This window comes from Facivitalis istanbulensis, from assembly GCF_040560405.1.
Lineage (GTDB): Bacteria > Pseudomonadota > Alphaproteobacteria > Sphingomonadales > Sphingomonadaceae > Sphingomonas > Sphingomonas istanbulensis.
The window spans coordinates 35,026-56,879 of sequence record NZ_JAVSCQ010000020.1; the positions used below are offsets into that span (position 1 = coordinate 35,026).

The 21,854-nt window shown below is 66.6% G+C and carries 18 protein-coding genes and 1 tRNA gene; 1 reads left to right on the top strand and 18 read right to left on the bottom strand.

Annotation, left to right across the window (positions count from 1 at the left end; genetic code table 11):
- Positions 1 to 90: 90 nt before the first annotated feature.
- The 5 genes from gltB to RN629_RS12170 form a co-directional block, all read right to left on the bottom strand.
- Complete coding sequence (gene gltB / locus RN629_RS12150) at positions 91 to 4,605, bottom strand: glutamate synthase large subunit (protein WP_407035463.1); 4,515 nt, start codon at positions 4,603 to 4,605, stop codon at positions 91 to 93.
- Positions 4,605 to 5,189 carry a DUF2059 domain-containing protein gene (locus RN629_RS12155; RefSeq protein WP_407035464.1) on the bottom strand — a complete coding sequence of 195 codons (585 nt, stop codon included), beginning with the start codon at positions 5,187 to 5,189 and terminating at the stop codon, positions 4,605 to 4,607. The genes gltB and RN629_RS12155 overlap by 1 nt, the downstream gene beginning before the upstream one ends.
- Positions 5,186 to 6,637, bottom strand: coding sequence for an NAD(P)-dependent oxidoreductase (locus RN629_RS12160; protein WP_407035465.1), 1,452 nt, complete (start codon positions 6,635 to 6,637; stop codon positions 5,186 to 5,188). The genes RN629_RS12155 and RN629_RS12160 overlap by 4 nt, the downstream gene beginning before the upstream one ends.
- Before the next feature lie 153 nt (positions 6,638 to 6,790).
- Positions 6,791 to 7,600, bottom strand: a complete 810-nt coding sequence (locus RN629_RS12165; RefSeq protein WP_407035466.1) for an undecaprenyl-diphosphate phosphatase — start codon at positions 7,598 to 7,600, stop codon at positions 6,791 to 6,793.
- 83 nt (positions 7,601 to 7,683) lie between these two features.
- Complete coding sequence (locus RN629_RS12170; protein WP_407035467.1) at positions 7,684 to 8,616, bottom strand: complex I NDUFA9 subunit family protein; 933 nt, start codon at positions 8,614 to 8,616, stop codon at positions 7,684 to 7,686.
- Between the two features lie 104 nt (positions 8,617 to 8,720).
- Between RN629_RS12170 and RN629_RS12175 the strand changes: the two genes are divergently transcribed.
- Positions 8,721 to 8,807, top strand: a tRNA-Leu gene (locus RN629_RS12175).
- Between the two features lie 332 nt (positions 8,808 to 9,139).
- Here the strand turns inward: RN629_RS12175 and RN629_RS12180 are convergent.
- The 13 genes from RN629_RS12180 to RN629_RS12240 are packed head-to-tail and all read right to left on the bottom strand — an operon-like array spanning position 9,140 to position 21,644.
- Positions 9,140 to 9,529, bottom strand: a complete 390-nt coding sequence (locus RN629_RS12180; RefSeq protein WP_407035468.1) for a DUF736 domain-containing protein — start codon at positions 9,527 to 9,529, stop codon at positions 9,140 to 9,142.
- Positions 9,526 to 9,750, bottom strand: a complete 225-nt coding sequence (locus RN629_RS12185) for a DUF2274 domain-containing protein (protein ID WP_407035469.1) — start codon at positions 9,748 to 9,750, stop codon at positions 9,526 to 9,528. Before RN629_RS12185 ends, RN629_RS12180 begins: the two co-directional genes overlap by 4 nt.
- A 13-nt stretch (positions 9,751 to 9,763) precedes the next feature.
- Complete coding sequence (locus RN629_RS12190) at positions 9,764 to 11,074, bottom strand: TrbI/VirB10 family protein (RefSeq protein WP_407035470.1); 1,311 nt, start codon at positions 11,072 to 11,074, stop codon at positions 9,764 to 9,766.
- Positions 11,071 to 12,060, bottom strand: a complete 990-nt coding sequence (trbG, locus tag RN629_RS12195) for a P-type conjugative transfer protein TrbG (protein ID WP_407035471.1) — start codon at positions 12,058 to 12,060, stop codon at positions 11,071 to 11,073. Before trbG ends, RN629_RS12190 begins: the two co-directional genes overlap by 4 nt.
- The gene (trbF, locus tag RN629_RS12200; protein ID WP_407035472.1) at positions 12,057 to 12,911 is read right to left on the bottom strand and encodes a conjugal transfer protein TrbF; all 855 of its coding nucleotides are present in this window, start codon (positions 12,909 to 12,911) and stop codon (positions 12,057 to 12,059) included. Before trbF ends, trbG begins: the two co-directional genes overlap by 4 nt.
- A 6-nt stretch (positions 12,912 to 12,917) precedes the next feature.
- Entirely contained in the window at positions 12,918 to 14,279 is a 1,362-nt protein-coding gene (trbL, locus tag RN629_RS12205) for a P-type conjugative transfer protein TrbL (RefSeq protein ID WP_407035473.1), read from the bottom strand.
- 12 nt (positions 14,280 to 14,291) lie between these two features.
- Positions 14,292 to 15,014 (bottom strand): P-type conjugative transfer protein TrbJ, encoded by a 723-nt coding sequence (gene trbJ, locus RN629_RS12210; protein ID WP_407035474.1) that lies wholly within the window; start codon positions 15,012 to 15,014, stop codon positions 14,292 to 14,294.
- Positions 15,011 to 17,479 carry a conjugal transfer protein TrbE gene (trbE, locus tag RN629_RS12215; protein ID WP_407035475.1) on the bottom strand — a complete coding sequence of 823 codons (2,469 nt, stop codon included), beginning with the start codon at positions 17,477 to 17,479 and terminating at the stop codon, positions 15,011 to 15,013. Before trbE ends, trbJ begins: the two co-directional genes overlap by 4 nt.
- A complete protein-coding gene (locus tag RN629_RS12220; RefSeq protein WP_407035476.1) occupies positions 17,473 to 17,775 on the bottom strand; it encodes a VirB3 family type IV secretion system protein in 303 nt (100 codons plus the stop codon). Before RN629_RS12220 ends, trbE begins: the two co-directional genes overlap by 7 nt.
- The gene (locus RN629_RS12225) at positions 17,775 to 18,134 is read right to left on the bottom strand and encodes a TrbC/VirB2 family protein (RefSeq protein ID WP_407035477.1); all 360 of its coding nucleotides are present in this window, start codon (positions 18,132 to 18,134) and stop codon (positions 17,775 to 17,777) included. Before RN629_RS12225 ends, RN629_RS12220 begins: the two co-directional genes overlap by 1 nt.
- Before the next feature lie 2 nt (positions 18,135 to 18,136).
- Positions 18,137 to 19,135, bottom strand: coding sequence for a P-type conjugative transfer ATPase TrbB (gene trbB / locus RN629_RS12230; RefSeq protein ID WP_407035478.1), 999 nt, complete (start codon positions 19,133 to 19,135; stop codon positions 18,137 to 18,139).
- Positions 19,132 to 19,542, bottom strand: a complete 411-nt coding sequence (locus tag RN629_RS12235) for a CopG family transcriptional regulator (RefSeq protein WP_407035479.1) — start codon at positions 19,540 to 19,542, stop codon at positions 19,132 to 19,134. Before RN629_RS12235 ends, trbB begins: the two co-directional genes overlap by 4 nt.
- Positions 19,542 to 21,644 carry a conjugal transfer protein TraG gene (locus RN629_RS12240; RefSeq protein WP_407035480.1) on the bottom strand — a complete coding sequence of 701 codons (2,103 nt, stop codon included), beginning with the start codon at positions 21,642 to 21,644 and terminating at the stop codon, positions 19,542 to 19,544. Before RN629_RS12240 ends, RN629_RS12235 begins: the two co-directional genes overlap by 1 nt.
- Positions 21,645 to 21,854 lie beyond the last annotated feature (210 nt).

The following is a 21,854-nucleotide window of genomic DNA, read 5'->3' on the forward strand; positions in this document are numbered from 1 at the left end:
AGCGGGACAAAGCCCGGCCCGCACGCGCGCAAGGCAAGGACCGGGCCCCGGTCGACGATCCGCCGAGGCCCGGTCGGAGAAAAGCCCCCCTTACTCCGCGGCAACCGCCTCGACGCTGTCGTCCAGCGGGTGCGACAGGCGGGTCAGCATTTCCCTCGGCACCACCTGCCAGAAACGCCCGGCGACCTGCTCCCAATCCTCGATCAGCCCCTTCGACCATTTGCTGTCGGTCCGCGCGGCATGTTCGGCGACCAGGTCGCGCAGCACGCCCTCCCAATGGGCCGAGGCCAGGCGCTGCCACACGATATTCTCGGGGTTGGCGCGGCGGGCGAAACGGTCCTCGGCGTCATAGATGAACGCCATGCCGCCGGTCATGCCCGCGCCGAAATTCGCGCCGACCTGCCCCAGAACCACCGCGACGCCGCCGGTCATATACTCACAGCCATTCGCGCCACAGCCCTCGACCACCACGGTCGCGCCCGAGTTGCGCACCGCAAAGCGCTCGCCCGCCTGCCCCGCCGCGAACAGCCGGCCGGAGGTCGCGCCGTACAGGACGGTGTTGCCGATGATCGTGTTGTTCTGGCTGGCCAGCGGCGAGCTGACCGCCGGGCGCACGATGATGGTGCCGCCCGACAGGCCCTTGCCGACATAGTCGTTGGCATCGCCGAACACCTCGAGCGTGACGCCCTTGCACAGGAACGCCCCCAGCGACTGGCCCGCGCTCCCGCGCAGCCGCACGGTGACGTGCCCATCGGCCAGCTTGCTCATCCCGAACTTGCGGGTGATCTCGCTCGACAGGCGGGTGCCGACCGCGCGGTGGGTGTTCCGCACCGAATAGGTCAGCTGCATCTTCTCGCCGCGCGAGAAGACGGCGCTCGCATCCTTGATGATCTGCGCATCCAGGCTGTCGGGCACCTCGTTGCGGAAGGTCGACAGGCTGAACCGCCGCTCGGCATCGGTCGCATCGACCTTGGCCAGCACCGGGTTGAGGTCGAGATCGTCGAGATGCTCGGCACCCCGGCTGACCTGCCGCAGCAGCTCGGTCCGCCCGATCACCTCGTCCAGCGACCGCACGCCGAGGCGCGCCAGGATGTCGCGGACCTCCTCGGCGATGAAGGTCATCAGGTTGATGACCTTTTCGGGCGTGCCGGTGAATTTCGCGCGCAAGCGTTCGTCCTGCACGCAGACGCCGACCGGGCAGGTGTTGCTATGGCACTGGCGCACCATGATGCAGCCCATCGCCACCAGCGACAGCGTACCGATGCCGAACTCCTCCGCACCCAGGATCGCCGCGATCACGATGTCACGTCCGGTCTTCAGGCCGCCGTCCGCCCGCAGGCGGATGCGACCGCGCAGGCCGTTGAGGGTCAGCGTCTGGTTGACCTCCGACAGCCCCATTTCCCACGGCGTACCCGCATATTTGATCGAGGTCTGAGGGCTTGCGCCGGTGCCGCCGACATGGCCCGATACCAGGATGACGTCGGCATGCGCCTTGGCCACGCCCGCCGCGACCGTGCCGATCCCCGCCGAGGAGACGAGCTTGACGCAGACGCGCGCGCGCGGGTTGATCTGCTTGCAGTCGTAGATGAGCTGCGCGAGATCCTCGATCGAATAGATGTCGTGGTGCGGCGGCGGCGAGATCAGGGTCACGCCCGGCGTCGCATGGCGCAGGCGGGCGATGAACTCGGTCACCTTGAAGCCGGGCAACTGCCCGCCCTCGCCGGGCTTGGCGCCCTGTGCGACCTTGATCTCGATCTCGTCGCAGGCGTTCAGATATTCCGCCGTGACGCCGAAACGGCCGCTCGCGATCTGCTTGATCGACGAATTGGCGTTGTCGCCATTGTCATAGGGGGTGTAGCGCGCCTTGTCCTCGCCGCCCTCGCCCGACACGGCGCGCGCGCCGATCCGGTTCATCGCGATCGCCAGCGTCTCATGCGCCTCGGGCGACAGCGCGCCCAGCGACATGCCCGGCGTCACGAAGCGCTTGCGGATTTCGGTGATCGCCTCGACCTGGTCGACCGCCACGCCCTCGGCGGGGAAGTTGAACTGGAGCAGATCGCGCAGATAGACCGGCGGAAGGTCGCCGACCCCGCGCGAGAATTGCAGATAGGTCGAATAGCTGTCGGTCGCGACCGCCGTCTGCAACAGGTGCATGAGCTGCGCCGAATAGGCATGGGTCTCGCCGCCGTCGCGCTGGCGATAGAAGCCGCCGATCGGCAAAGTCGCGACCTGCTGGTCCCACGCCGCGTCATGGCGGAGCATCGCCGAGTAGTGCAGCGAGTTATACCCCTCGCCCGAAATCTTGGCGGGCATGCCGGGGAACAGATCGTTGACCAGCGCACGGGACAGGCCGACCGCCTCGAAATTATAGCCGCCGCGATAGCTGGAGATCACCGCGATCCCCATCTTCGCCATGATCTTGAGCAGCCCATCCTCGATCGCGGTGCGATGGTTGGCCAGGCACCGGTCGATGGTCAGGTCGCCGAACAGGCCACGGCCATGGCGATCGACGATCGCCGCCTCGGCCAGATAGGCGTTCACCGTCGTCGCGCCGACGCCGATCAGCACCGCATAATAATGGGTGTCGAGGCATTCGGCCGAGCGGATATTGATCGATGCATAGGAGCGCAGGCCCCGGCGCACGAGATGCGTGTGCACCGCCGCCGCCGCCAGCACGCCCGCGATCGCGACCCGGCCCTCGGACACATGCTCGTCGGTCAGGAACAGTTCGGAGCGGCCTTCGCGCACCGCCTGTTCGGCCTGGTTGCGGATCCGCTGGATCGCGGCGCGCAGCCGGTCCGGGCCGCCCTCCGCCTCGAAGGTGCAGTCGATTTCCGCCGCCGAACGGCCGAAATGCGTCTTCAGCCGGCGCCAGTCCGCACAGGTCAGCACGGGGGACGGCAGCACCAGCACCCGCTCGCGCCGATCCTCGGTGTCCAGGATGTTGGCGAGATTGCCGAACCGGGTCTTGAGCGACATCACATAGCGTTCGCGCAAGCTGTCGATCGGCGGGTTCGTCACCTGCGAGAAATTCTGGCGGAAGAACTGGCTGACAAGGCGCGGCTTGTCGGAAATGACGGCGAGCGGCGTATCGTCGCCCATCGATCCGATCGCTTCCTTGCCGCCCTCGGCCATGGGGGACAGGATCAGCTCCATATCCTCCATCGTCTGGCCGGCGGCGACCTGGCGGCGCAGCAATTCGGCGCGCGGCATCGTGAACAACGCCTCGTCGTCGGTCGGCGCGGGCAGCTGGTCCATGGTCAGGAACTCGCCGATCATCGCGGCATAGTCCTGCTCGCCCGCGATCCGGTCCTTGACCGCACGGTCCTCGTACAGCTTGCCCTCGGCCAGATCGACCGCGATCATCTGCCCCGGCCCCAGACGGCCCTTGGCGGTCACGCTCGCCTCCGGCACCACCACCATGCCGCTCTCCGACCCGACGATCAGCAACCCGTCGACGGTCAGCGTGTAGCGCAGCGGGCGCAGCGCATTGCGGTCCATCCCCGCCACCGCCCAGCGGCCATCGGTCATGGCGAGCGCGGCGGGGCCGTCCCACGGCTCCATGACGCTGGCGAGATACTGATACATGTCCGAATGCGCCTGCGGCACGTCCGAATCCTTCTGCCATGCCTCGGGCACCAGCATCAGCTTGGCGGTCGGCGCATCGCGGCCCGAGCGGCAGATCGCCTCGAACACCGCGTCCAGCGCGGCGGTGTCGGATGCGCCCGCCGGGATCACCGGCTTGATATCCTCCGAATTGTCGCCGAACGCGATCGACGCCATCCGGATCTCGTGGCTGAGCATCCAGTTCTTGTTGCCGCGGATCGTGTTGATCTCGCCGTTATGCGCGAGGCAGCGGAACGGCTGCGCCAGCCACCATTGCGGGAAGGTGTTGGTCGAATAACGCTGGTGAAAGATCGCCACGCGGCTCTCGAACCGATGGTCCTGAAGATCGGGATAGAAGACCGACAGGCTTTCGGCGAGGAACAGGCCCTTGTAGATGATCGAGCGGCAGGACAGCGAACAGATATAGAAGCCGCTGATCTGCGCCGCGATCACCCGCTTTTCGATCCGCCTGCGGACCAGGTACAGATTCTTCTCGAACTCGGCCGCATCGACCTCGTTCGGCATCGGCCCGGCGATCATGATCTGCTCGATCTCGGGACGGGTCGCCTGCGCCTTCAACCCGATGACCGAGACATCGACCGGCACCTGGCGCCAGCCATAGATGGTATAGCCCGCCTCGATGATCGCGCTCTCGACGATGGTGCGGCACGTCTCCTGCGCGCCCAGATCGGTGCGCGGCATGAAGACCATGCCCACCGCGAGGCGATTGGGCAGCACCTTGTGCCCAGACGCGGCGATCGCATCGTCGAAGAAGCGGTGCGGCAGGTCGACATGGATCCCCGCGCCATCGCCGGTCTTGCCATCGGCATCGACCGCACCGCGGTGCCACACGGCCTTCAGCGCGTCGATCGCCGACTGGACAACCCGGCGCGAGGGCTGGCCATCGGTGGCCGCGACCATGCCGACGCCGCACGCATCGCCCTCGAACTCGGGGCGGTACATGCCATGCTCGGCGAGATATTGGCGCTGGTCGGTCATCACTTCTTGTCCTGCTGGGTCGCTTCGATGTCCTTGGCCATCGCGGCGATATCGTCCTGCATCTGGGTCATCGCCCGGCTCATCAGCTTACGCTGCCACGCGGCGATGTCGGGGTCGGCCATGATCGAGAAGGAGGTCTTCATATAGGCCTGCCCGGTCGGGGTCGCGAAGAAGCGCTTGATGTCGTCGAGCTGCGCGACGTCGAAGCGGCGGGCATAAGCCCGCGCCATCGCCTCAATCATCCCGGGCAGCGATTCGCGCAGCACCGCACTGGTCCGCGCTTCCTGCTTGTCCAGGAAGCGGTCGAACGCCGCCTTGGCTTTCGGATCGCGACGAAGCGCCTTTTGCAGACCCTCGGATTGCTCCAGCCCGTGACGCATATTGGCCTGCATCGGGGTCAACATCGACTGAATCATGCCTTCCCGCGTTGCGGGTGGCATGATCTGGTCGAGCAACTGCCGGGCGGAAGCGAGACGCGCCGCATCGGGTTCGGCGATGGCGACCACTGGCGCGGTGGCCTGCGCCAATGCCATGCCGGACGTAAGTGTCGCAGCAAGCGCGATAAGCGGAAGGGACCGCATCATGCGGCTTGCCTCTCCCGCGCCGCCGTGCTGGTTCGCGCCTTCAGCCACTGGTGCATCGCCTTGGCGACATCGCGCCCGTCGCGGATCGCCCAGACCACCAGGCTGGCACCGCGCACGATGTCCCCCGCCGCGAACACCCCGTCCAGGCTGGTCATCAGCGTGCGGCCATCGACCAGCACCGTGCCCCAACGGCTGACGCCCAGCTCGGCCGTGCCGAACAGCGTCGGCAGATCCTCGGCGTCGAAGCCCAGCGCCTTGATGACCATGTCCGCCGCCAGCAGATGGTCGGCCCCCGGCTCGACCTCCGGCGCACGGCGGCCGCTCGCGTCGGGCGCGCCCAGCCGCATTTTGGCAGCGCGCACGCCCGTCACCGTCTCGCCACCCTCGAAGCCGAGTGGTGCGGACAGCCAGACGAACTCGGCGCCCTCTTCCTCGGCGTTCGCCACCTCGCGCTGCGACCCCGGCATGTTGGCGCGGTCGCGGCGATAGAGGCACTTCACCGACTTGGCGCCCTGGCGGATCGCGGTGCGGACGCAGTCCATCGCGGTGTCGCCGCCGCCGATCACGACGACATTCTTGCCCTCGGCATTCAGCGCGCCATTCTCGAACGCCTCCACCGTGTCGCCAAAGCTCTTGCGGTTCGACGCGGTCAGATAGTCGAGCGCGGCGATCACGCCATTCGCCCCCGATCCGTCCACATCGACATTGCGCGCCTTGTACACGCCGGTCGCGATCAACACCGCGTCATGGCGGCGGCGCAGATCGTCGAGCGAAGCGTCCTCGCCGACCGCAAAGCCTTCGTGGAAGACGATGCCGCCCGCCTTCAACCGCTCGACCCGGCGCATGACAACGGGCTTTTCCAGCTTGAAGCCCGGGATGCCATAGGTCAGCAACCCGCCCGCGCGGTCGTGCCGGTCATAGACATGGACCTCATAGCCCGAGACTCGCAGATATTCGGCGGCGGTCAGGCCCGCAGGCCCCGCGCCGATCACCGCGACCGACTGACCACGATCCCGTCCCGGCACCAGCGGCTCGACCCAGCCTTCTTCCCAGGCGGTGTCGGTGATGAACTTCTCGACCGATCCGATCGTGACCGCGCCGTGGCCCGAAAACTCGATGACGCAATTGCCCTCGCACAGCCGGTCCTGCGGGCAGATGCGGCCGCAGATCTCGGGCATGGTGGAAGTGCTGTTGGACAGCTCATAGGCCTCGCGCAGCCGCCCCTCGGCGGTCAGGCGCAGCCAGTCGGGGATATGGTTGTGCAGCGGGCAATGGACCGAGCAATAGGGCACGCCGCATTGCGAACAGCGCCCCGCCTGATCCTCCGCCGCCGGCGGCGCATAACGCTCGGCGATCTCGCGGAAATCCTCGGCGCGAATCGATGCGGCCCGCTTGGCAGGATAGGCCTGCTCGCGGCCGACAAATTTCAGCATAGAATCGTTCGCCATATGCGCCTCCGAAGAGCCGGATATTGCGCGAACGATCCTGTGTCACCTCAAAAACGACATATAGGACATGGTTACTGCCACAATATGCCGGATAAACACACCCACTACCTCCCTATTGCGAGCAATCCGCAATAAAATGAGGCCGATTCGGGATCAATGGAGCGAAAGCAAGGTCAGCGCCACCGCGCCCGCCACGATCCGGTACCAGGCGAACGGCCCGAAGCCGTGCTTGCCGACGATGCCGACGAACCAGCGGACGACCAGCAGCGCGACGACGAACGACACGAGGAAACCGACCCCGATCTCCAGCGGGCCGACGGCATTGCCCGCGCGCATCGCGTCCAGATGCCCCGCCGTCTCGACGACGCTCGCCCCCAGCATGGTCGGGATGGCGAGGAAGAAGCTGAACTCCGCCGCGGTCCGCCGCTCGACCCCCAGGCTCAGCGCGCCCAGGATCGTCGCACCCGAACGGCTGACGCCCGGGATCATCGCCAGACACTGGATGAAGCCGATGCCCAGCGAGGTGCGCGGCGGAACGGCGGCGATGCCGCGCGTGATGCCGGGCTTGACCAGCCGCTCGATCACCAGGATCGCGACGCCGCCGACCATCAACGCGACGGCGACCACCTTGGGCTGGAGCAGCAGCGCCTCGATATGCTTCTTCGCCAGCACGCCGATCACGGCGGCGGGGAGGAAAGCGATCAGCAGGTTGCGCACGAAGCGGATCGACCCCGGATCACCCTTGGCCAGGCCGGTCAGCACGGTCCAGAAGGTCCGCCAGTACAGGACCACCACGGCCAGGATCGCCCCCAGCTGGATGACGATATTGAACATCTGCCACCGCGCATCGTCATAGCCCAGCAGCGCGCCCGCCAGGATGAGATGCCCGGTGGAGGACACCGGCAGAAATTCGGTGACACCCTCGACAATGCCCAGGATGATGGCGGCGAGCAGATCGTTCACGGACTTCCCCAAAAATAAAGCCCCGCCGCCATAAGGCGACGGGGCTGCCAGCGAAACGAGAAAGACTCGTCCGCCGAAGCGGTTCAGGCCGCCAGCGTCTCGGTCCGCCGCCCGAAGCGGCCCGCCTTGCGGAAGCGCACCAGATATTCGGGCGCGACGGCGGCGAGCGGCTCGGGCGTGACACCCAGATCGGCCAGACCCGGCGCCCCCGCCGCCACGACATTGTCCTGCTGCAGCATCAGCCACTGGTCCCAGCCGATCGGCGATCCCGGCAGCCGCGCGAGCAACGCGCCCGCGAAATCGGGCAGTTCGACGAAGCTGGGCTTGCGGCCCAGCGTGCGCGCGACCCAGCGGACCAGTTCGCCCATCGACAGGATGTCGGGGCCGCCCAGCTCATAGGTGCGGCCGCCATGCGTCTCCGCATCGTGCAGCGCCGCCGCGACCGCCTCACCGACATCGCCCGCAAAGACCGGCTGGAATTTCACCCCCGCCCGAAGGATCGGCACGATCGGCCCCGACACCATGCCGGCAAAGCGATTCACGAACTGGTCTTCGCGCCCGAACACGATCGAGGGGCGCAGGATGGTGGCGTTCGGGAAGGCCTGGCGGACCGCCGCTTCGCCCTCGCCCTTGGACCGGGCATAGCTGGCCTGGCCAGCGACATCGGCACCGATCGCGGAGACATGCACCAGCGCACCGACACCGGCCGCCTGCGCGGCCTCCGCCACGGCGCGCGCGCCGTCGACATGGATGCGCCGCATGTCGCCGCCCATCACGCCGACCAGATTGACGACCGCATCCGCACCTTCGACCGCGCGCGCCACCGTGTCGGGGCGGGCGATATCGGCGGCGACGAACTGGGTCTGGCCCAGCCCGCCCTGGGTGCGCAGGAAATAGGCCTGACGGGGATCGCGCTGCGCCACCCGCACCCGCGCGCCCATCCGCATCAACTCACGTGCGACATAGCGGCCCAGAAAGCCCCCGCCGCCGATCAGCGTCACCAGCTTGTTCGTCATGACCGTCCCTATTCCCGAGAAAAATCGTGTCGCGCCCCTTTGCCCTGCAAAAAAGTCGTTGACAAGGATTCGAAAGCTACCCTAAAGGCGCGGCCCTACCCCGTGCCCAGATGGCGGAATTGGTAGACGCACCAGCTTCAGGTGCTGGCGATCGCAAGGTCGTGGAGGTTCGAGTCCTCTTCTGGGCACCATATCCCCTTGAAAAACAAGGATTTTTTCGGGGGTTTGGCGCAAATTGGCACACTGGCACCCCTGCCAAGCCCTTTGAGCCGTGCCGTAATTGCGATGAATGGAGGCGGTCGGCTCTGTCGATCGCTACCGGATGTGGCGGGGACGCCCGCCCCGTGGGCCGGGAGGATCGCTGCTGACACGCGCCCATTCGCGGGCAACCTCCGGCAGCCATCGCGGTCGTGCTAGCGCAGCAACGCGCGGCGGCAACTTTTCGGGACATTGCGATACCATCCGGCAGATGGTGCTTTCAGAGTAGCCAAGGAACTTTGACAGCTCTCGTGGCGTCCAGAGTCTATCGTCCTCCATCGCCGGGCTGTTCCGCTTGGTAATCCCCTCGCACCCTATCCGTCCGACTATCCGCACCGGCATTCACAACCATCTTTGCGGACAGTCCCTCGTCAGCGGGCCAGAGAACCGCATTGATCGGGCTGTTCGGACAAAACGGGTCGTCCATTCGCACGCGCAGATAGTCGCGCGGCGGCTCGCCACGGGACTGCCTCTCCCATGCCTCGCCAATGTCCTCCCAACCGAGCATGACGCGGAACGCGGGCGAATTGTCGCTAATCCGATTGTCGTTGGGCACCAGCCTGATCCGGCGCTTGTTGATGGTGAGCGTATTGATCTCGCCTTCCCAACCACCCTGCTTCGAGCGCGTGAACCGGCCGATGATGCGCCGCCTCATGTTCCCGCCCCCGCGCTCCTGCGTGCCCTGACGAACGCCCGGTCGCTGGCGAGGAAGGTTTCCAGCATGGCGGGTATCAGGTCCGCGACCGTCGCGCCCTTGTCCTCATAGGTGGTGCGGTAAAGGTCCAGATAGGCGCGCAGGTCGGCGTCGAGGTCCGGGGTGACGCTGATCCCGATCTTGACCGGCGTGCGGTCGGGCAGTTTCGCGAGTTTGAGCATAGGGCGTCTCCTGTCAGCGAGCGCCCGCCCACGGCCGCAATAGTATGTCCTTATGGACAATGATCCTGAGCGGCCGTCCGGGGCGGACGGTGATGGTGGGCTGGATGTTGAGATTCTTGGTGACGATCTGCTGGCCCGCCTGACTGGCGGACTGCTGCGTTGACTGGCGCAGCGCGCGGACAAGATCGCTTTCGTCGTCGCCAAGCGATAGCTCGGTGCCGACGCCCAGCAAGGTCGAGAGCGCCACGCCTTTCAAAAGCTGCCAGGTGTGGAAGTCCACCTTGTCGGCAAGCCCGGCATAGCCTGCCGCGTCGGTGGCGGGGAGATTGTCGATCTGGATGGACGATCCATCGGGCAGGATGATCCGTTGCCATACGAGAAGCGCGCGGCGTTGCCCGAAGGCCACCACGCTGTCATAGCTACCGATAAGCCGGGAGCCTTGGGGAATGAGCATGGTCCGGCCCGTCACCGTATCGAACACGGGTTCCGTCACCTGCGCGACGACCATGCCGGGAAGGTCGGAATTGAGGCCGGTAATCAGGCTCGCCGCGATCACGCTGCCCGCCATCACCTGCCAGGGCGACGCCGGGATTTCGAGGCTATGCGGGTTGTAGATCCCGCCCGATGCCTGCCCGCCGACAAAATCCAGCTTGCGCTGCTGGTTGTTCTGGTCGCGGTCGGGATCGAGCGCGAGGCGGTCCGCCCTTGCGGTGTCGGGCGCCGGTGTGGCGCCGCCGGCCCCCGCGTTCTCGCCGCCCGCGACGGTCGCGGCGGCCGCGCGTCCCGACGACTGCACCATGACGCCCGCCTCGCGCGCTTGCGCGGCCTGCTCGGCGATGCGCTGGCGCTCGGCTTCGGCGGCCTGCTCTTCGGGGGTCATGGCGTTGCTGTCGCCCGTCATGATGCCGCCGCCCGCTTCCAACTGGCGCTGGCGTTCGAGGATCGGCCGCCCCAGGTCGCCGGGCAGCGGTTGACCCAGGATCGGAGTTCCGGGTTTAACCTCGCCATAGGTGCTGGGCAGGTTCGTCACGCCATCGGCGGGCGTGTTCCTGCCGGTGATCGCCTTGTCCTCGCTCGCGACGATATGCAGCGCCTTCGGTCCCAAGGCCATCCATGCGACGCCAGCGATGGCGAGCGATCCGGCCGCCGCGCCGCCGACGATGACGCCGCGCTTGAAGCGGACCACGCGGCGGGGCGCGGCGCGAAGAGTGAGAGTGTCCGGCGCGAGTTTGCGGGGCGCTGCGGGCGCGGCCTCCCCGGCATCGGGCGGCGTCTCCGGTGCGTCGGGATCGGCGGGCGGGATCGGATCGAGCGGCGCGGTCATTTGCGCGCCCTTCCGCTGCGGCCATCGGTGCGGCTGATCCGCACGACCTGCTGCGGCTTCTCGCCAAGGCGCAGTTCGGCCGCCGCGAACAGGCGATCGACAATATAATGATTGCCGCTGACCCGGTAGTTCACAAGCTGGCTGTCGCCCAGCGGCCCGACGACGAACAGCGGCGGGGCCTCGCCCTGATCCAGACGCGCGGGAAATTCGATATAGACCTTGCTGCCGTCATCCCATGCGCGGACGGGCCGCCACGGCGGGCTGTCGCCGGTAATCTCGTAGCGGAAGCGCAGATTGGTCAGCGCGACATTCTCCGCGACCGGCCTTGCCGCTTCCGCGCGGACATTCTGGCGCTGCAAGGCGACAAGCCGGTCTTGCGGATAGGTCCATGAGATTGCCGCCATCGCCGTGCGGTCGGTGCTTTCGAGCGCCAGCCGATAGGCGCGCCGGTCGGTCGTGATGAGCATGTTCGTTGCCAGCCCCGGCGCGAAGGGCTTCACCAGGACATGCACCTGCGATGCCTCGCCCGCGCCGCTGGTCGTGTCGCCTATGATCCAGCGCACCGTGTCGCCGGCCGAGACGGCGACCAGCTTCTCGCCGGGCTGCAAGGCGATGTCGCTGACGCGCTCGGGGGCGGTATAAAGCCGGTAAAGCGCCCCGTCGCTCCAGGGATAGACCTGAACCGCATTGAGATAGCCCGCGCTCGACGGCTCGCGCGTCGCGGCGCGGTTCGCCGCCTCGATCCGGCTAGTGGGCGGCTCGCTGTCCTTCCTGACCGATGGCAGCGGCAGGAGCTGGCCGGGGAGCGGCAGCGGCACCGGCCGCTCCACGATCTCGACGGGCCGGGGCGGCTCGGCTTCCTGCATGGCGGGCCGGAAGTCGGCGGCGTCGAGCGCGATGGCGGGCGGCGGGGTCTTGCCCGCGCAGGCGGCGAGCGCCAGCGCGGACGCACACACGATAGCGCTATCGGTTTTTGGCCGGGTCATTGTCCGGGTTCTCCTTCATTGGCGGGATCGGCGGGCGTTGCCGGAGCCTGCGTGTCGGTGGGTGCAGCCGGGACAGACACGGGCGCGACGGGCGCGACGGGCGCGGCCGGAGTCTGCGGTGGTTCGGACTGCGACCGTTGGCCTTGCGGCCCGGATTGTGCGGGCTGGCCGTCCAGTTCGCGCGCCCAGTCGATCGCGTTGACGTAGAGGCCAAGCGGATTCTTGCGAAGCGCGTCGGCCGTTTTAGGCGGATTCATCACCACGGTCAGCATGGCGGTCCAGCGCTCGGTTTTCGCCAGACTGCCGCGCTCGTAGATGCTTTCGGACCATTTGACCTGAAAGCTGCTGTCCGATGCGCGGACCACGCTCGTCACCTGCACCGATACACTGCGCTGGCCAATGGCTGCGAACGGGTCGTTGGCGCGGGCATATTCGTTGAGGAACAGCGTGGCTCGCTCGGTGGCGAAGTCGTAGGCGTCGAGCCAGTTGCGCTTCACAAGCACCGGGTCCGTGGAAACGGACCGCACGTTCGATATGAACCGGCCGAGATGCCATGCGATCTGGCCGTCCGTGGGCTGGTAGTTCTGGATCGCGGGGGCGACGCCGCGGGCTTCGCCCAGCCTGTCCACCTCGACCACATAGGGCGCGACGCGGCTCTGCATCGACTGCCAGACGTTCGAGCAGACCAGCACGCTGGTCAGGCCGAGGCATCCGAAGGCGGCAAGCCGCCAGTTCTTCGCCTGAACACGAGCGCCGCCGATGCGCTCATCCCATAGCTGGCCGGCTCGCTGGTAAGGTGTTTCGGGCTGCGGGGTCCGCCCGTAACGCTGGATGGATCGTTTGAAGAGCATCGGCTATCACTCCTTCTGACTGAGATCGGGATTGGCCGCGCCGCCCGGACGGTCGCCGTCCTTGATCGCCTGCATCGCCATGTGCCGATGATGACGCCCGGTCTGTTCGGAGCGGAGTTTCTGCGCCCATGCCGGAGCGGCGGCGGACGATGCAGCCTGTGACGCGGCCTGCCCGGTTGCGCCCGTGCCGCCTGCACCTGAGCCGTGCGGCCGTGCGCCCGGCATCAGCGTGTCCATGTTCATCGCGGACCATGCGGCATTGCGGCCGCGCGCCGCATCGGCGCGAAGTCCTGACGTGATGCCAGCGGAAGCGGCCTGCATCTTCTGACCGGCTGCATTGCCCGCCGCCTTGGCGACGCCGCCAAGCCCAGCCTTGACGCCCCCGCCTCCGGCCTGCCCGATCTGATAGGCGGTCTGTGCAGCCGATCCCATCGCGGTCCCGGCACGGATCGCGCCCATGCCGCCCATCGCCGCCTTCGCGCCGAGCATGGCTGCGCCGCCCGACGCGATGGCCGCGCCCGCGACCGTGCCCACGGCCGCACCCGCACCAAGCTGGGGCGCGCCGGAGACAAGGCCTGCCGCGATGCCGGGACTGAATATGCCGAGACCGAACAGGGTCAGCGCGCCCATGAGCAGGGTCAGCGCCTGGCTGATGCCGGGGTTGGTCCCGACAATGCCGGTCATCTGGTCGAAGAGATTGGTGCCGATGGCGATGATGACCGCCAGCACCATGACCTTGATGCCTGACGACACGACGTTGCCCAGCACGCGTTCGGCCAGGAAGCTGGTCTTGTTCCAGAGCGCGAAGGGCACCAGGACGAAGCCTGCGAGCGCGGTCAGCTTGAACTCGATGATGGTGACGAAAAGCTGGATGGCGAGGATGAAGAAGGCCAGCACCACCAGCAGCCAGCAGATGAGCAGCACGGCGATGTCGAGGAAATGCCCGAAGAACTCCGGGAACCCCAGCATGTCGCCAACCGCCGACAGCAGCGGCCATGCCGCCTTGAAGCCGGTTCCCGCGATCTTGCCGGGGTGCATCAGGTCGTCGGCGGACAGTCCACCCCCGCCCGCCGTAATGCCGAGATTGGAAAAACTGCGATAGATGATGTCGGCGAGATGCGAGAAATTGCCGAGGATGAAGGCGAAGGCCCCGACATACAGCACCTTCTTGATAAGCCGGCCAAGCAAGTCCTGATCGGCGTCCATCGCCCACCAGAGCGCCGCCAGCGTGACGTCGATCCCGATCAGCGCCGTGGTGAGGAACGCCACATCACCGGAGAGCAGCCCGAACCCGCTGTCGATATAGGTGACAAAGGTGTTGAGGAACTTATCGATGATATTGAGATCGAGCGTGCTGTCGGCGGCCATCGCCTTGCTCCCCTAGTTGCGGGTGTAGATGTCGGCGGTTCCGATGAACCGGCTCGTGCGCTCGCGGGCGGCTTCGAGCGCCTGTTGCTGGCGCGCGCGCTCGATGGCTTCGGCGCGATATTGCGCCGCCATCATCTGCTGGATTTGAAGCTGCTGCCGGGTGGAGAGCGCGATAAGCTGGTTGGTGGCCTGTTGTGCCTGCAAGCTGCCGGTCGCGCTCTGGCTCTGGCTGACCAGTTCGGCAAGCAGGTTGGAATCGGCCTGCACATTCTCGACCACCTGCGCCTGCACGCGCATGGTCTGGCGATAGCCCTGCATCGACGCCTGCAACCGGGCGCGTGCCTGCGCGATCATCTCGTCATTGCTGAGCGCGCTGTCGAAGACCGCCGGGAACTGGCGGCGCAGCGCATCGTCGGTGGAGGCAAGGTCGAAGGCGATGCCATCGGCCTGATTCATCAGCGTGCCGATGCGCTGCATCGAACGGGTGATCTGCGAGAGCGAAGAGAAGTCGAGCCGCTGGAGATGCTTCGCCATGTTGGTGAGCATCGTCGCCTGGTTCTGGAGCGCCTGAATCTGGTTGTTGATCTGTTGCAACGTCCGGGCGGCGGTCAGCACGTTCTGGGCATAGTTGCTGGGATCGAACACCACGATCGCATGGGCCGGGGCGATGGGCAGCATGGCCGTTCCGGCTAGGGCGGTGGCCGCGAGGCAGGCGGCAAGGATACGCGATTTCATAAAGGCAACTCCTTCTGCTGGGGATTGGGACGGTCTTCCCCGGCGCTGCTCACGCCGGGGAAGTCTCGGAGAAGATCGGTGGCCCAATCGAGGCCGCGCGCTTCGAGAAAGGCGGCGGCGAACGCGGCTTCGCCCTGTTCGGAGAGCAGGCCGTCGATCAGCCCTTGCGTGTCGGGATCGGACGCGCCGCATAGCGCCAGCGCGACCGGGCCAAGCGCCAGCTCGAACAGGCGATTGCCGCGCCGCGATTGCAGATAATAATGCCGTTTCGGCGTGGCGCGGGCGATCAGTTCGATTTGGGCGTAGTTGAGGCCGAAGCGTTCATACGTCCCGCGCGCCTGCGGCTCGATCGCCCGGTCATTGGCGAGGAAAATGCGTTGCGGGCAGGATTCGAGGATCGCGGGCGCAATGCTGCTGTCGGCAATGTCGGCCAAGCTCTGCGTGGCGAAGATGACCGCGACATTCTTCTTGCGCAGGACTTTCAGCCATTCGCGGATGCGCTGGGCGAACAGCGGATTGTCGAGGAACACCCATGCCTCATCGAGAATGAGCAAGCTGGGCCGTCCGTCGAACCGCTCTTCGAGCCGATGGAACAGATAGGTCAGCACGGGCAGCACGACGCCGGCCGAGTGCATCAGTGTCTCGGTCTCGAAGCATTGCACGTCGCTGAGCGCGAGGCGGTTTTCTGCCGCGTCGAGCAGCCGCCCGAACGGCCCGTCGAGCGTATAGGGCATCAGCGCGGCCTTGAGCGCGTTGGACTGGAGCAGCACGGACAGCCCGGTCAGCGTGCGTTCCTCTGGCGGCGCGCTCGCAAGGCTGGTGAGCGCGGACCATAGCGCCTCCTTGACCTCCGGGGTTACATCGACCCGCTCATGGGCGAGCAATGAAGCGATCCATTCCGCCGCCCATGCCCGCTCGCTGTCGTCGTCGATGTTCCGCAAGGGCTGGAAGGCGAGCGCATCGCTTTCGCCCAGCGCATGATGCTCGCCGCCCATCGCGAGGACGGCGGCGCGGGCGGACAGCCCCTTGTCGAAGATATAGACCTGTGCGCCAGGATAGCGGCGGAACTGCAAGGCCAGCAGCGCCAGCAGGACCGACTTGCCCGCGCCGGTCGGGCCGACAATCAGCTTGTGCCCTACATCGCCGACATGCGTGCTGAGGCGGAACGGCGTCGATCCGCTCGTCTCGGCATAGAGCAGCGGCGGACCGTCCAAATGATCGTTGCGTGCCGGTCCCGCCCATACCGATGACAGCGGCATCAGGTGGGCAAGGTTCAGGGTGTGGACCAGCGGTTGCCGGACGTTGGCATAGACATGGCCGGGGAGCGAACCCAGCCAGGCTTCGACCGCGTTGACGCTCTCGCGGATGCAGGTGAAGCCGAGACCGTTGACGATCCGCTCGACAATGCGGACCTTCTCTTCGGCCGCCGCCCGGTCCTCGTCGGACACGGTGATCGTCGCCGTGTAGTAACCGAACGCCACATGATCGCCGCCAAGGGCCTGCAAGGCGAGATCGCTATCGGCTACCTTGTTGTCGGCGTCGCTGTCGGTCAGCGGCACCGGCTCGTTAATCATCACCTCGCGCATGAGCTGCGCGATTGACTTGCGCTTGTTGAACCACTGGCGGCGGATGCGGGTCAGCGCCTTGTTGGCGGCGGTCTTGTCGAGCGCGATGAAGCGGGTCGCCCAGCGATAAGCGAAGTCCTGATGATTGAGCGCGTCGAGGATTCCGGGGCGTGTGGCGTTGGGGAACCCCATCACCGTCACGGTGCGAAGGTGATTGTCGCCCAACATCGGCTCGATGCCGCCCGACAGCGGCGTATCGACCAGCAGCCCGTCGAGATACATCGGCGTGTCGGGCGCGGCGACGGGATGGCGTTTGGGCGATATGCAGCCGTGGAGGAAGGTCAGTGTCTCGGCATCGTCCAGCGCGCGCACTTCGGACATGATGCCGGTCAGAAGATCCGATAGCCGTTCCGTTTCGGCCACAAAGACGCGCAGTTCCTGCCGCCAGTCGCGATCCTGCTGCGGCGTGTCGCGCTCCAACAGCGCCCGCTCGGCGCGTGATACCTGATCGGCGGGTGGCAGATAGCAGAGGGTGAGATGATAGCGGCTCTCGAAATGCTGGCCCCTGCGCCCATCGAAATGCGCGCGGCGTTCCTCGTCCACCAGCCACGACGCGGGATCGGGGAACGCGCTGTCGGGATAGCCCAGCGCCTCGATGCGCTTGGCGTCGAAGAACAGTGCCCAGCCCGATCCCAACCGGCGCAGCGCATTGTTGGCGCGGGCGCAGACGGAAATCAGTTCCGCCTCCGTCGCGGATTCAAGGTCGGGGCCGCGAAAGCGGAACGTGCGCTGAAAGCTCCCGTCCTTGTTCAGCACCACGCCGGGGGCTACCAATGCGGCCCAGGGCAGATGATCGGCCAGCCGGTCGGCGGCATTGCGATATTCGCGAAGGTTCAGCATGTGAGGTATCCCCGCTGGCGAAGGTGACGGGCGACCACGCCCGCGAAATCCGGGTCGCGCTTGGCCGCGAACACGGCGAGGCTGTGACCCGCGAGCCAGAGCAGCAGCCCGGCGATCCATTGCTGGAGGCCAAGCCCCATCGCGGCGGCGAGTGTGCCGTTGAGGATGGCGATCCCGCGCGGCGCACCGCCGAGCAGGATCGGCTCCGTAAGCGCGCGGTGCAGCGGCACCTCGAAGCCATCAATATGACCATTGGCGATATGCCCGCTTGCCGCGATGGAGCCTGCTAGCGCCATCAGACCAGCGCCCCGCCGCCGAAGGAGAAGAAGGACAGGAAGAAGCTCGATGCCGCGAACGCGATCGACAGGCCGAACACGATCTGGATCAGCTTGCGAAAGCCTCCGCTCGTCTCGCCGAAGGCCAGCGCGAGGCCGGTGGTGATAATGATGATGACGGCGACGATCTTGGCGACCGGCCCCTGAACGGACTCCAGGATTTGCTGCAAGGGTTCCTCCCACGGCATACCGGAACCGGATGCGTGGGCCGTGGCGGCGAGGCCGAAAACGAGGCCAAGACCGAGGCTTGCGGCCGCCAGCTTGCGAAGCTGGGGGACGCGCGCCCGTGCGTTGAGGATGGCGGGGTGCGTGACGTGCATGGTCATTCTCCTGAAGAAGTCGGGTTGTGGGGGATGGTGAGATCGGTGACGGCGTAATCGCCGTCGGCATCGAGACCGCTGACCTCCGAAACGACCTCGATCCTGCGGCCGGTGCCCCGGCCGGAGATGAACACCACCATGTCGATCGCTTCGGCGATCAGGCGGCGCGGGACGGTGATGACGCTTTCGGCGACAAGCTGCTCGATCCGGTAGAGCGCCGAACGCGCGCTGTTGGCGTGGACGGTGGCGATGCCGCCGGGGTGGCCGGTGTTCCATGCCTTGAGCATGTCCAGCGCCTCGCCGCCCCGGACCTCGCCCACGATGATGCGGTCCGGGCGAAGGCGCAGCGTGGAGCGCACGAGGTCGGCCATGCTGACGATGCCGGGCCGGGTGCGCAGCGCCACGGTATCGGGCGCGGCGCATTGCAACTCGCGCGTGTCCTCGATGATGATGACCCGCTCATCCAGACTTGCCATCTCGGCCAGCAGCGCATTGGCGAGTGTCGTTTTGCCCGACGACGTGCCGCCCGCGACAAGGATGTTGCGGCGCTCGACAACGGCCATCGACAGCACCAGCGCGACCTCCGCGCGCATGATCCCGTCCGAGACGTAATCAATGAGGCGGTGGATGCGGGCGGCGGGCTTGCGGATGGAGAAGCAGGGTGCGGCCGATACGGGCGGCAATAGCCCCTCGAACCGTTCGCCGCCTTCGGGAAGTTCGGCGCTGACGATCGGCGCGGCGGCATGGACTTCGGCGCGGACGTGCGAGGCGACAAGCCGGATGATGCGCTCGGCTTCGGCCGGTTCCAGCCGCTCGCCGGTATCGACGCGGCCTTGCCCCAGCCGGTCGAGCCGTAGCGCCCCGTCCGGGTTCACCATGATCTCTATGACAAGAGGATCGGCCAGCGCGGCGGCGATCTGCGGCCCCATCGCGGTCCTGAGCATCGCACGGCGGCGGCCCTGCGCGGTCATGCTGACGCCGCTGGTCGTGGGGCCGCTCATTGGACCGCCTCGCTCCGCTGCGAAAGCGGCTTCGGGCCTGCGGCCATCTGGCGGCCGATCTGCTCAATGAACCTGTCGAAGCGGTCGCGGCCGATCGCGCGGGCTGCGGCGTCGGGTTCGGGAAGCTGGGCGGTGAGGCAATATTGCTGGTGGACGAAATGCGAGAGGCTTTCCAGAAGCACCTGCACGTCACGGCTGAGGCGGCCAAGCTGGAGGCTCATCCGGTCGAGCCGCCCGCCGAAACGGTCGTCCAGTTCGTGACTGCCCTGCCGGGTCAGCCAGGCGTCAAGCGCGGCCACCAATATATCGGAGCGCGCGACGCCGGGCTTGGCGGCGATTTCCTCCAGCCGCTCGGCCAGCCGCGGTTCGAGGAAAAGCTGATAGCGCACCTTGTCGCGGTTCCGCATCAGTCATCCCCTCCGAAGCTGGGCAGGAGATCGTCGCCGCGCTGCTTGCCCTCATTCATGGCGACGGCGCGGGCGACATTGCTGAGGCTGGTCATCGCGCGCCGGTCGGCGGCGGGGTCGCTGTCGTCATCGTCGCCGGGCGTCGCGTCCTGCTCGCGCTCAATGGGCCTGGCCGCCTGTTCTTCGGGCAGGCCGGGATGGCGTTGCTGTTGCAAGCCGCCTTCGGCTTCATCAAAATCCGCGCCTTCGGCTTCGGCGGCGAAGGCCAGCTTTTCATGAGGGCCGCGCACCTCGCCGCCCCAGTCGTCGGGGCGCGGGTCGGGACGATCGGCATAGGCCGCACCGCCAGCGCCGCCGTTCCCGCCATCGTCACCACCGGCGACACCGCCGCCGCTGTGGCCGCCGCCAAGATCGGGCGCCGGCAATATCCGCGCTATGAAGTTGCGGTCCTGATAGTAGCGCAGCTTCTTCGCCCGGATCGGGGCAAGGCCGGAGACAAGCACCAACTCGTCGGCGGGCGGCAACTGCATCACCTCGCCGGGCGTCAGCAGCGGGCGGGCCGTCTCCTGACGCGACACCATGACATGGCTGAGCCAGGGCGCGAGACGATGGCCCGCATAGTTGCGCTGCGCGCGCAATTCGGTGGCGGTGCCCAGAGCATCGCTGATCCGCTTGGCCGTGCGTTCGTCGTTGGACGAAAACGCGATGCGGACATGGCAGTTGTCCAATATGGCGTTGTTCTCGCCATAGGCTTTGCTGATCTGGTTGAGCGATTGGGCGATCAGATAGGCGCGGATGCCGTAGCCCGCCATGAAGGCCAGCGCCGTCTCGAAGAAATCCAGCCGCCCCAATGCCGGGAACTCGTCCAGCATCATCAGCAATTGATGCTTGCGGCTTTTCTTCGGATCGCCTTCGAGCCGTTCGGTGAGACGGCGGCCGATCTGGTTGAGGATCAGGCGGACCAGCGGCTTGGTGCGCGAAATGTCCGAAGGCGGAATGACCAGATAGAGCGATACCGGGGCCTTGGCATCGACAAGATCGGCAATGCGCCAGTCGCAGGCCGCCGTGGTCTGCGCCACGGTCAGGTCACGGTAGAGACCGAGAAACGACATGGCCGTGGAGAGGACGCCGCTGCGCTCGTTCTCCGATTTATTCAGCACCTCACGCGCTGCGCTGGCGACAACGGGATGGACTTGCGGATGCTCCCTGGTGCCGAGATGGTTGGTCGCCATCATCCGGCGCAGCGTGTGCGCGAACGACCGCTGGGGATCGGAGAGGAACGTCGCTACCCGCGCGAGGGTCTTTTCTTCCTCCGCGTAGAGGACATGCAGGATCGCGCCGACCAGAAGCGAATGGGAGGTTTTCTCCCAGTGCGAACGCCGTTCGAGTGCGCCTTCCGGGTCCACCAATATGTCCGCGATGTTCTGCACATCGCGGACTTCGTCCGGTCCCTTGCGGACTTCGAGCAGCGGATTGTAGCGCGCCGAACGCGGATCGGTGGGGTTGAACAGCAGGCAATGCGAAAAGCGCGAGCGCCAGCCTGCGGTCAGCGTCCAGTTCTCGCCCTTGATGTCGTGGACGACGACGCTGCCGGTCCACGACAGCAGCGAGGGCACGACAAGCCCGACGCCCTTGCCCGAACGGGTGGGCGCGAAGGCCATGACATGCTCCGGCCCGTCATGGCGCAGATAGTCGCCGCCCATCCGGCCGAGGAACAAACCCGCCGGATCGAACAGCCCGGCCTTGGCGATCTCGCCGCGCGTTGCCCAGCGCGAGGAACCGTAGGTGGTGACGTTGCGGTTCTGCCGCGCCCGCCAAAGCGAACCGATGATCGCCGACGCGCAGCCGAGAAAGCCGCTCGCGCCTGCCAGCATCCCGGCCTCGTCGAACACCTCCGGCGCATAGGCATCGTAATGATACCACCAGCCGAAGAGCTGCCACGGCCTATAGACCGGCACCCCAAACGCAATGGCCCAGGGCTGCCCAAGCTGCGCCTGATAGTCGAGCATGTGCGCCGCCCATTGCGTGGCGGCCCAGACACCGAACACAACGATGGCGAAAACGACGAATATTTGCCCAACGAGCAGTTTGGTGGGGGTCATGATGCTGGCTCCGACTCGCGGGCCGCGACAGGCGGCGCGAACGAAGCCAAGGCTGGCTCACGTCAGTGTTCGGGCGTGATACCCCCAGTTGTCCCGCGATGTCCTCAATCGTCCCTGTGGTCTGGGAATGGAGGACGATTTTTACGGCTGAAGGGACTTCTCGCGCGTGTTCAGCGGAAAATCCGTCGTCGCGTCATAGATATTGAGCCC

Coding starts and splice junctions, on each gene's coding strand:
- RN629_RS12225 (WP_407035477.1), bottom strand. CDS start 18,134: ATGCACGTCACGCACCCCGCCATCCTCAACGCACGGGCGCGCGTCCCC.
- RN629_RS12220 (WP_407035476.1), bottom strand. CDS start 17,775: ATGGCGCTAGCAGGCTCCATCGCGGCAAGCGGGCATATCGCCAATGGT.
- RN629_RS12180 (WP_407035468.1), bottom strand. CDS start 9,529: ATGAGGCGGCGCATCATCGGCCGGTTCACGCGCTCGAAGCAGGGTGGT.
- trbJ (WP_407035474.1), bottom strand. CDS start 15,014: ATGAAATCGCGTATCCTTGCCGCCTGCCTCGCGGCCACCGCCCTAGCC.
- RN629_RS12170 (WP_407035467.1), bottom strand. CDS start 8,616: ATGACGAACAAGCTGGTGACGCTGATCGGCGGCGGGGGCTTTCTGGGC.
- trbB (WP_407035478.1), bottom strand. CDS start 19,135: ATGAGCGGCCCCACGACCAGCGGCGTCAGCATGACCGCGCAGGGCCGC.
- RN629_RS12185 (WP_407035469.1), bottom strand. CDS start 9,750: ATGCTCAAACTCGCGAAACTGCCCGACCGCACGCCGGTCAAGATCGGG.
- trbE (WP_407035475.1), bottom strand. CDS start 17,479: ATGCTGAACCTTCGCGAATATCGCAATGCCGCCGACCGGCTGGCCGAT.
- RN629_RS12235 (WP_407035479.1), bottom strand. CDS start 19,542: ATGCGGAACCGCGACAAGGTGCGCTATCAGCTTTTCCTCGAACCGCGG.
- RN629_RS12240 (WP_407035480.1), bottom strand. CDS start 21,644: ATGACCCCCACCAAACTGCTCGTTGGGCAAATATTCGTCGTTTTCGCC.
- gltB (WP_407035463.1), bottom strand. CDS start 4,605: ATGACCGACCAGCGCCAATATCTCGCCGAGCATGGCATGTACCGCCCC.
- trbL (WP_407035473.1), bottom strand. CDS start 14,279: ATGGCCGCCGACAGCACGCTCGATCTCAATATCATCGATAAGTTCCTC.
- RN629_RS12160 (WP_407035465.1), bottom strand. CDS start 6,637: ATGGCGAACGATTCTATGCTGAAATTTGTCGGCCGCGAGCAGGCCTAT.
- trbF (WP_407035472.1), bottom strand. CDS start 12,911: ATGCTCTTCAAACGATCCATCCAGCGTTACGGGCGGACCCCGCAGCCC.
- RN629_RS12190 (WP_407035470.1), bottom strand. CDS start 11,074: ATGACCGCGCCGCTCGATCCGATCCCGCCCGCCGATCCCGACGCACCG.
- trbG (WP_407035471.1), bottom strand. CDS start 12,060: ATGACCCGGCCAAAAACCGATAGCGCTATCGTGTGTGCGTCCGCGCTG.
- RN629_RS12155 (WP_407035464.1), bottom strand. CDS start 5,189: ATGATGCGGTCCCTTCCGCTTATCGCGCTTGCTGCGACACTTACGTCC.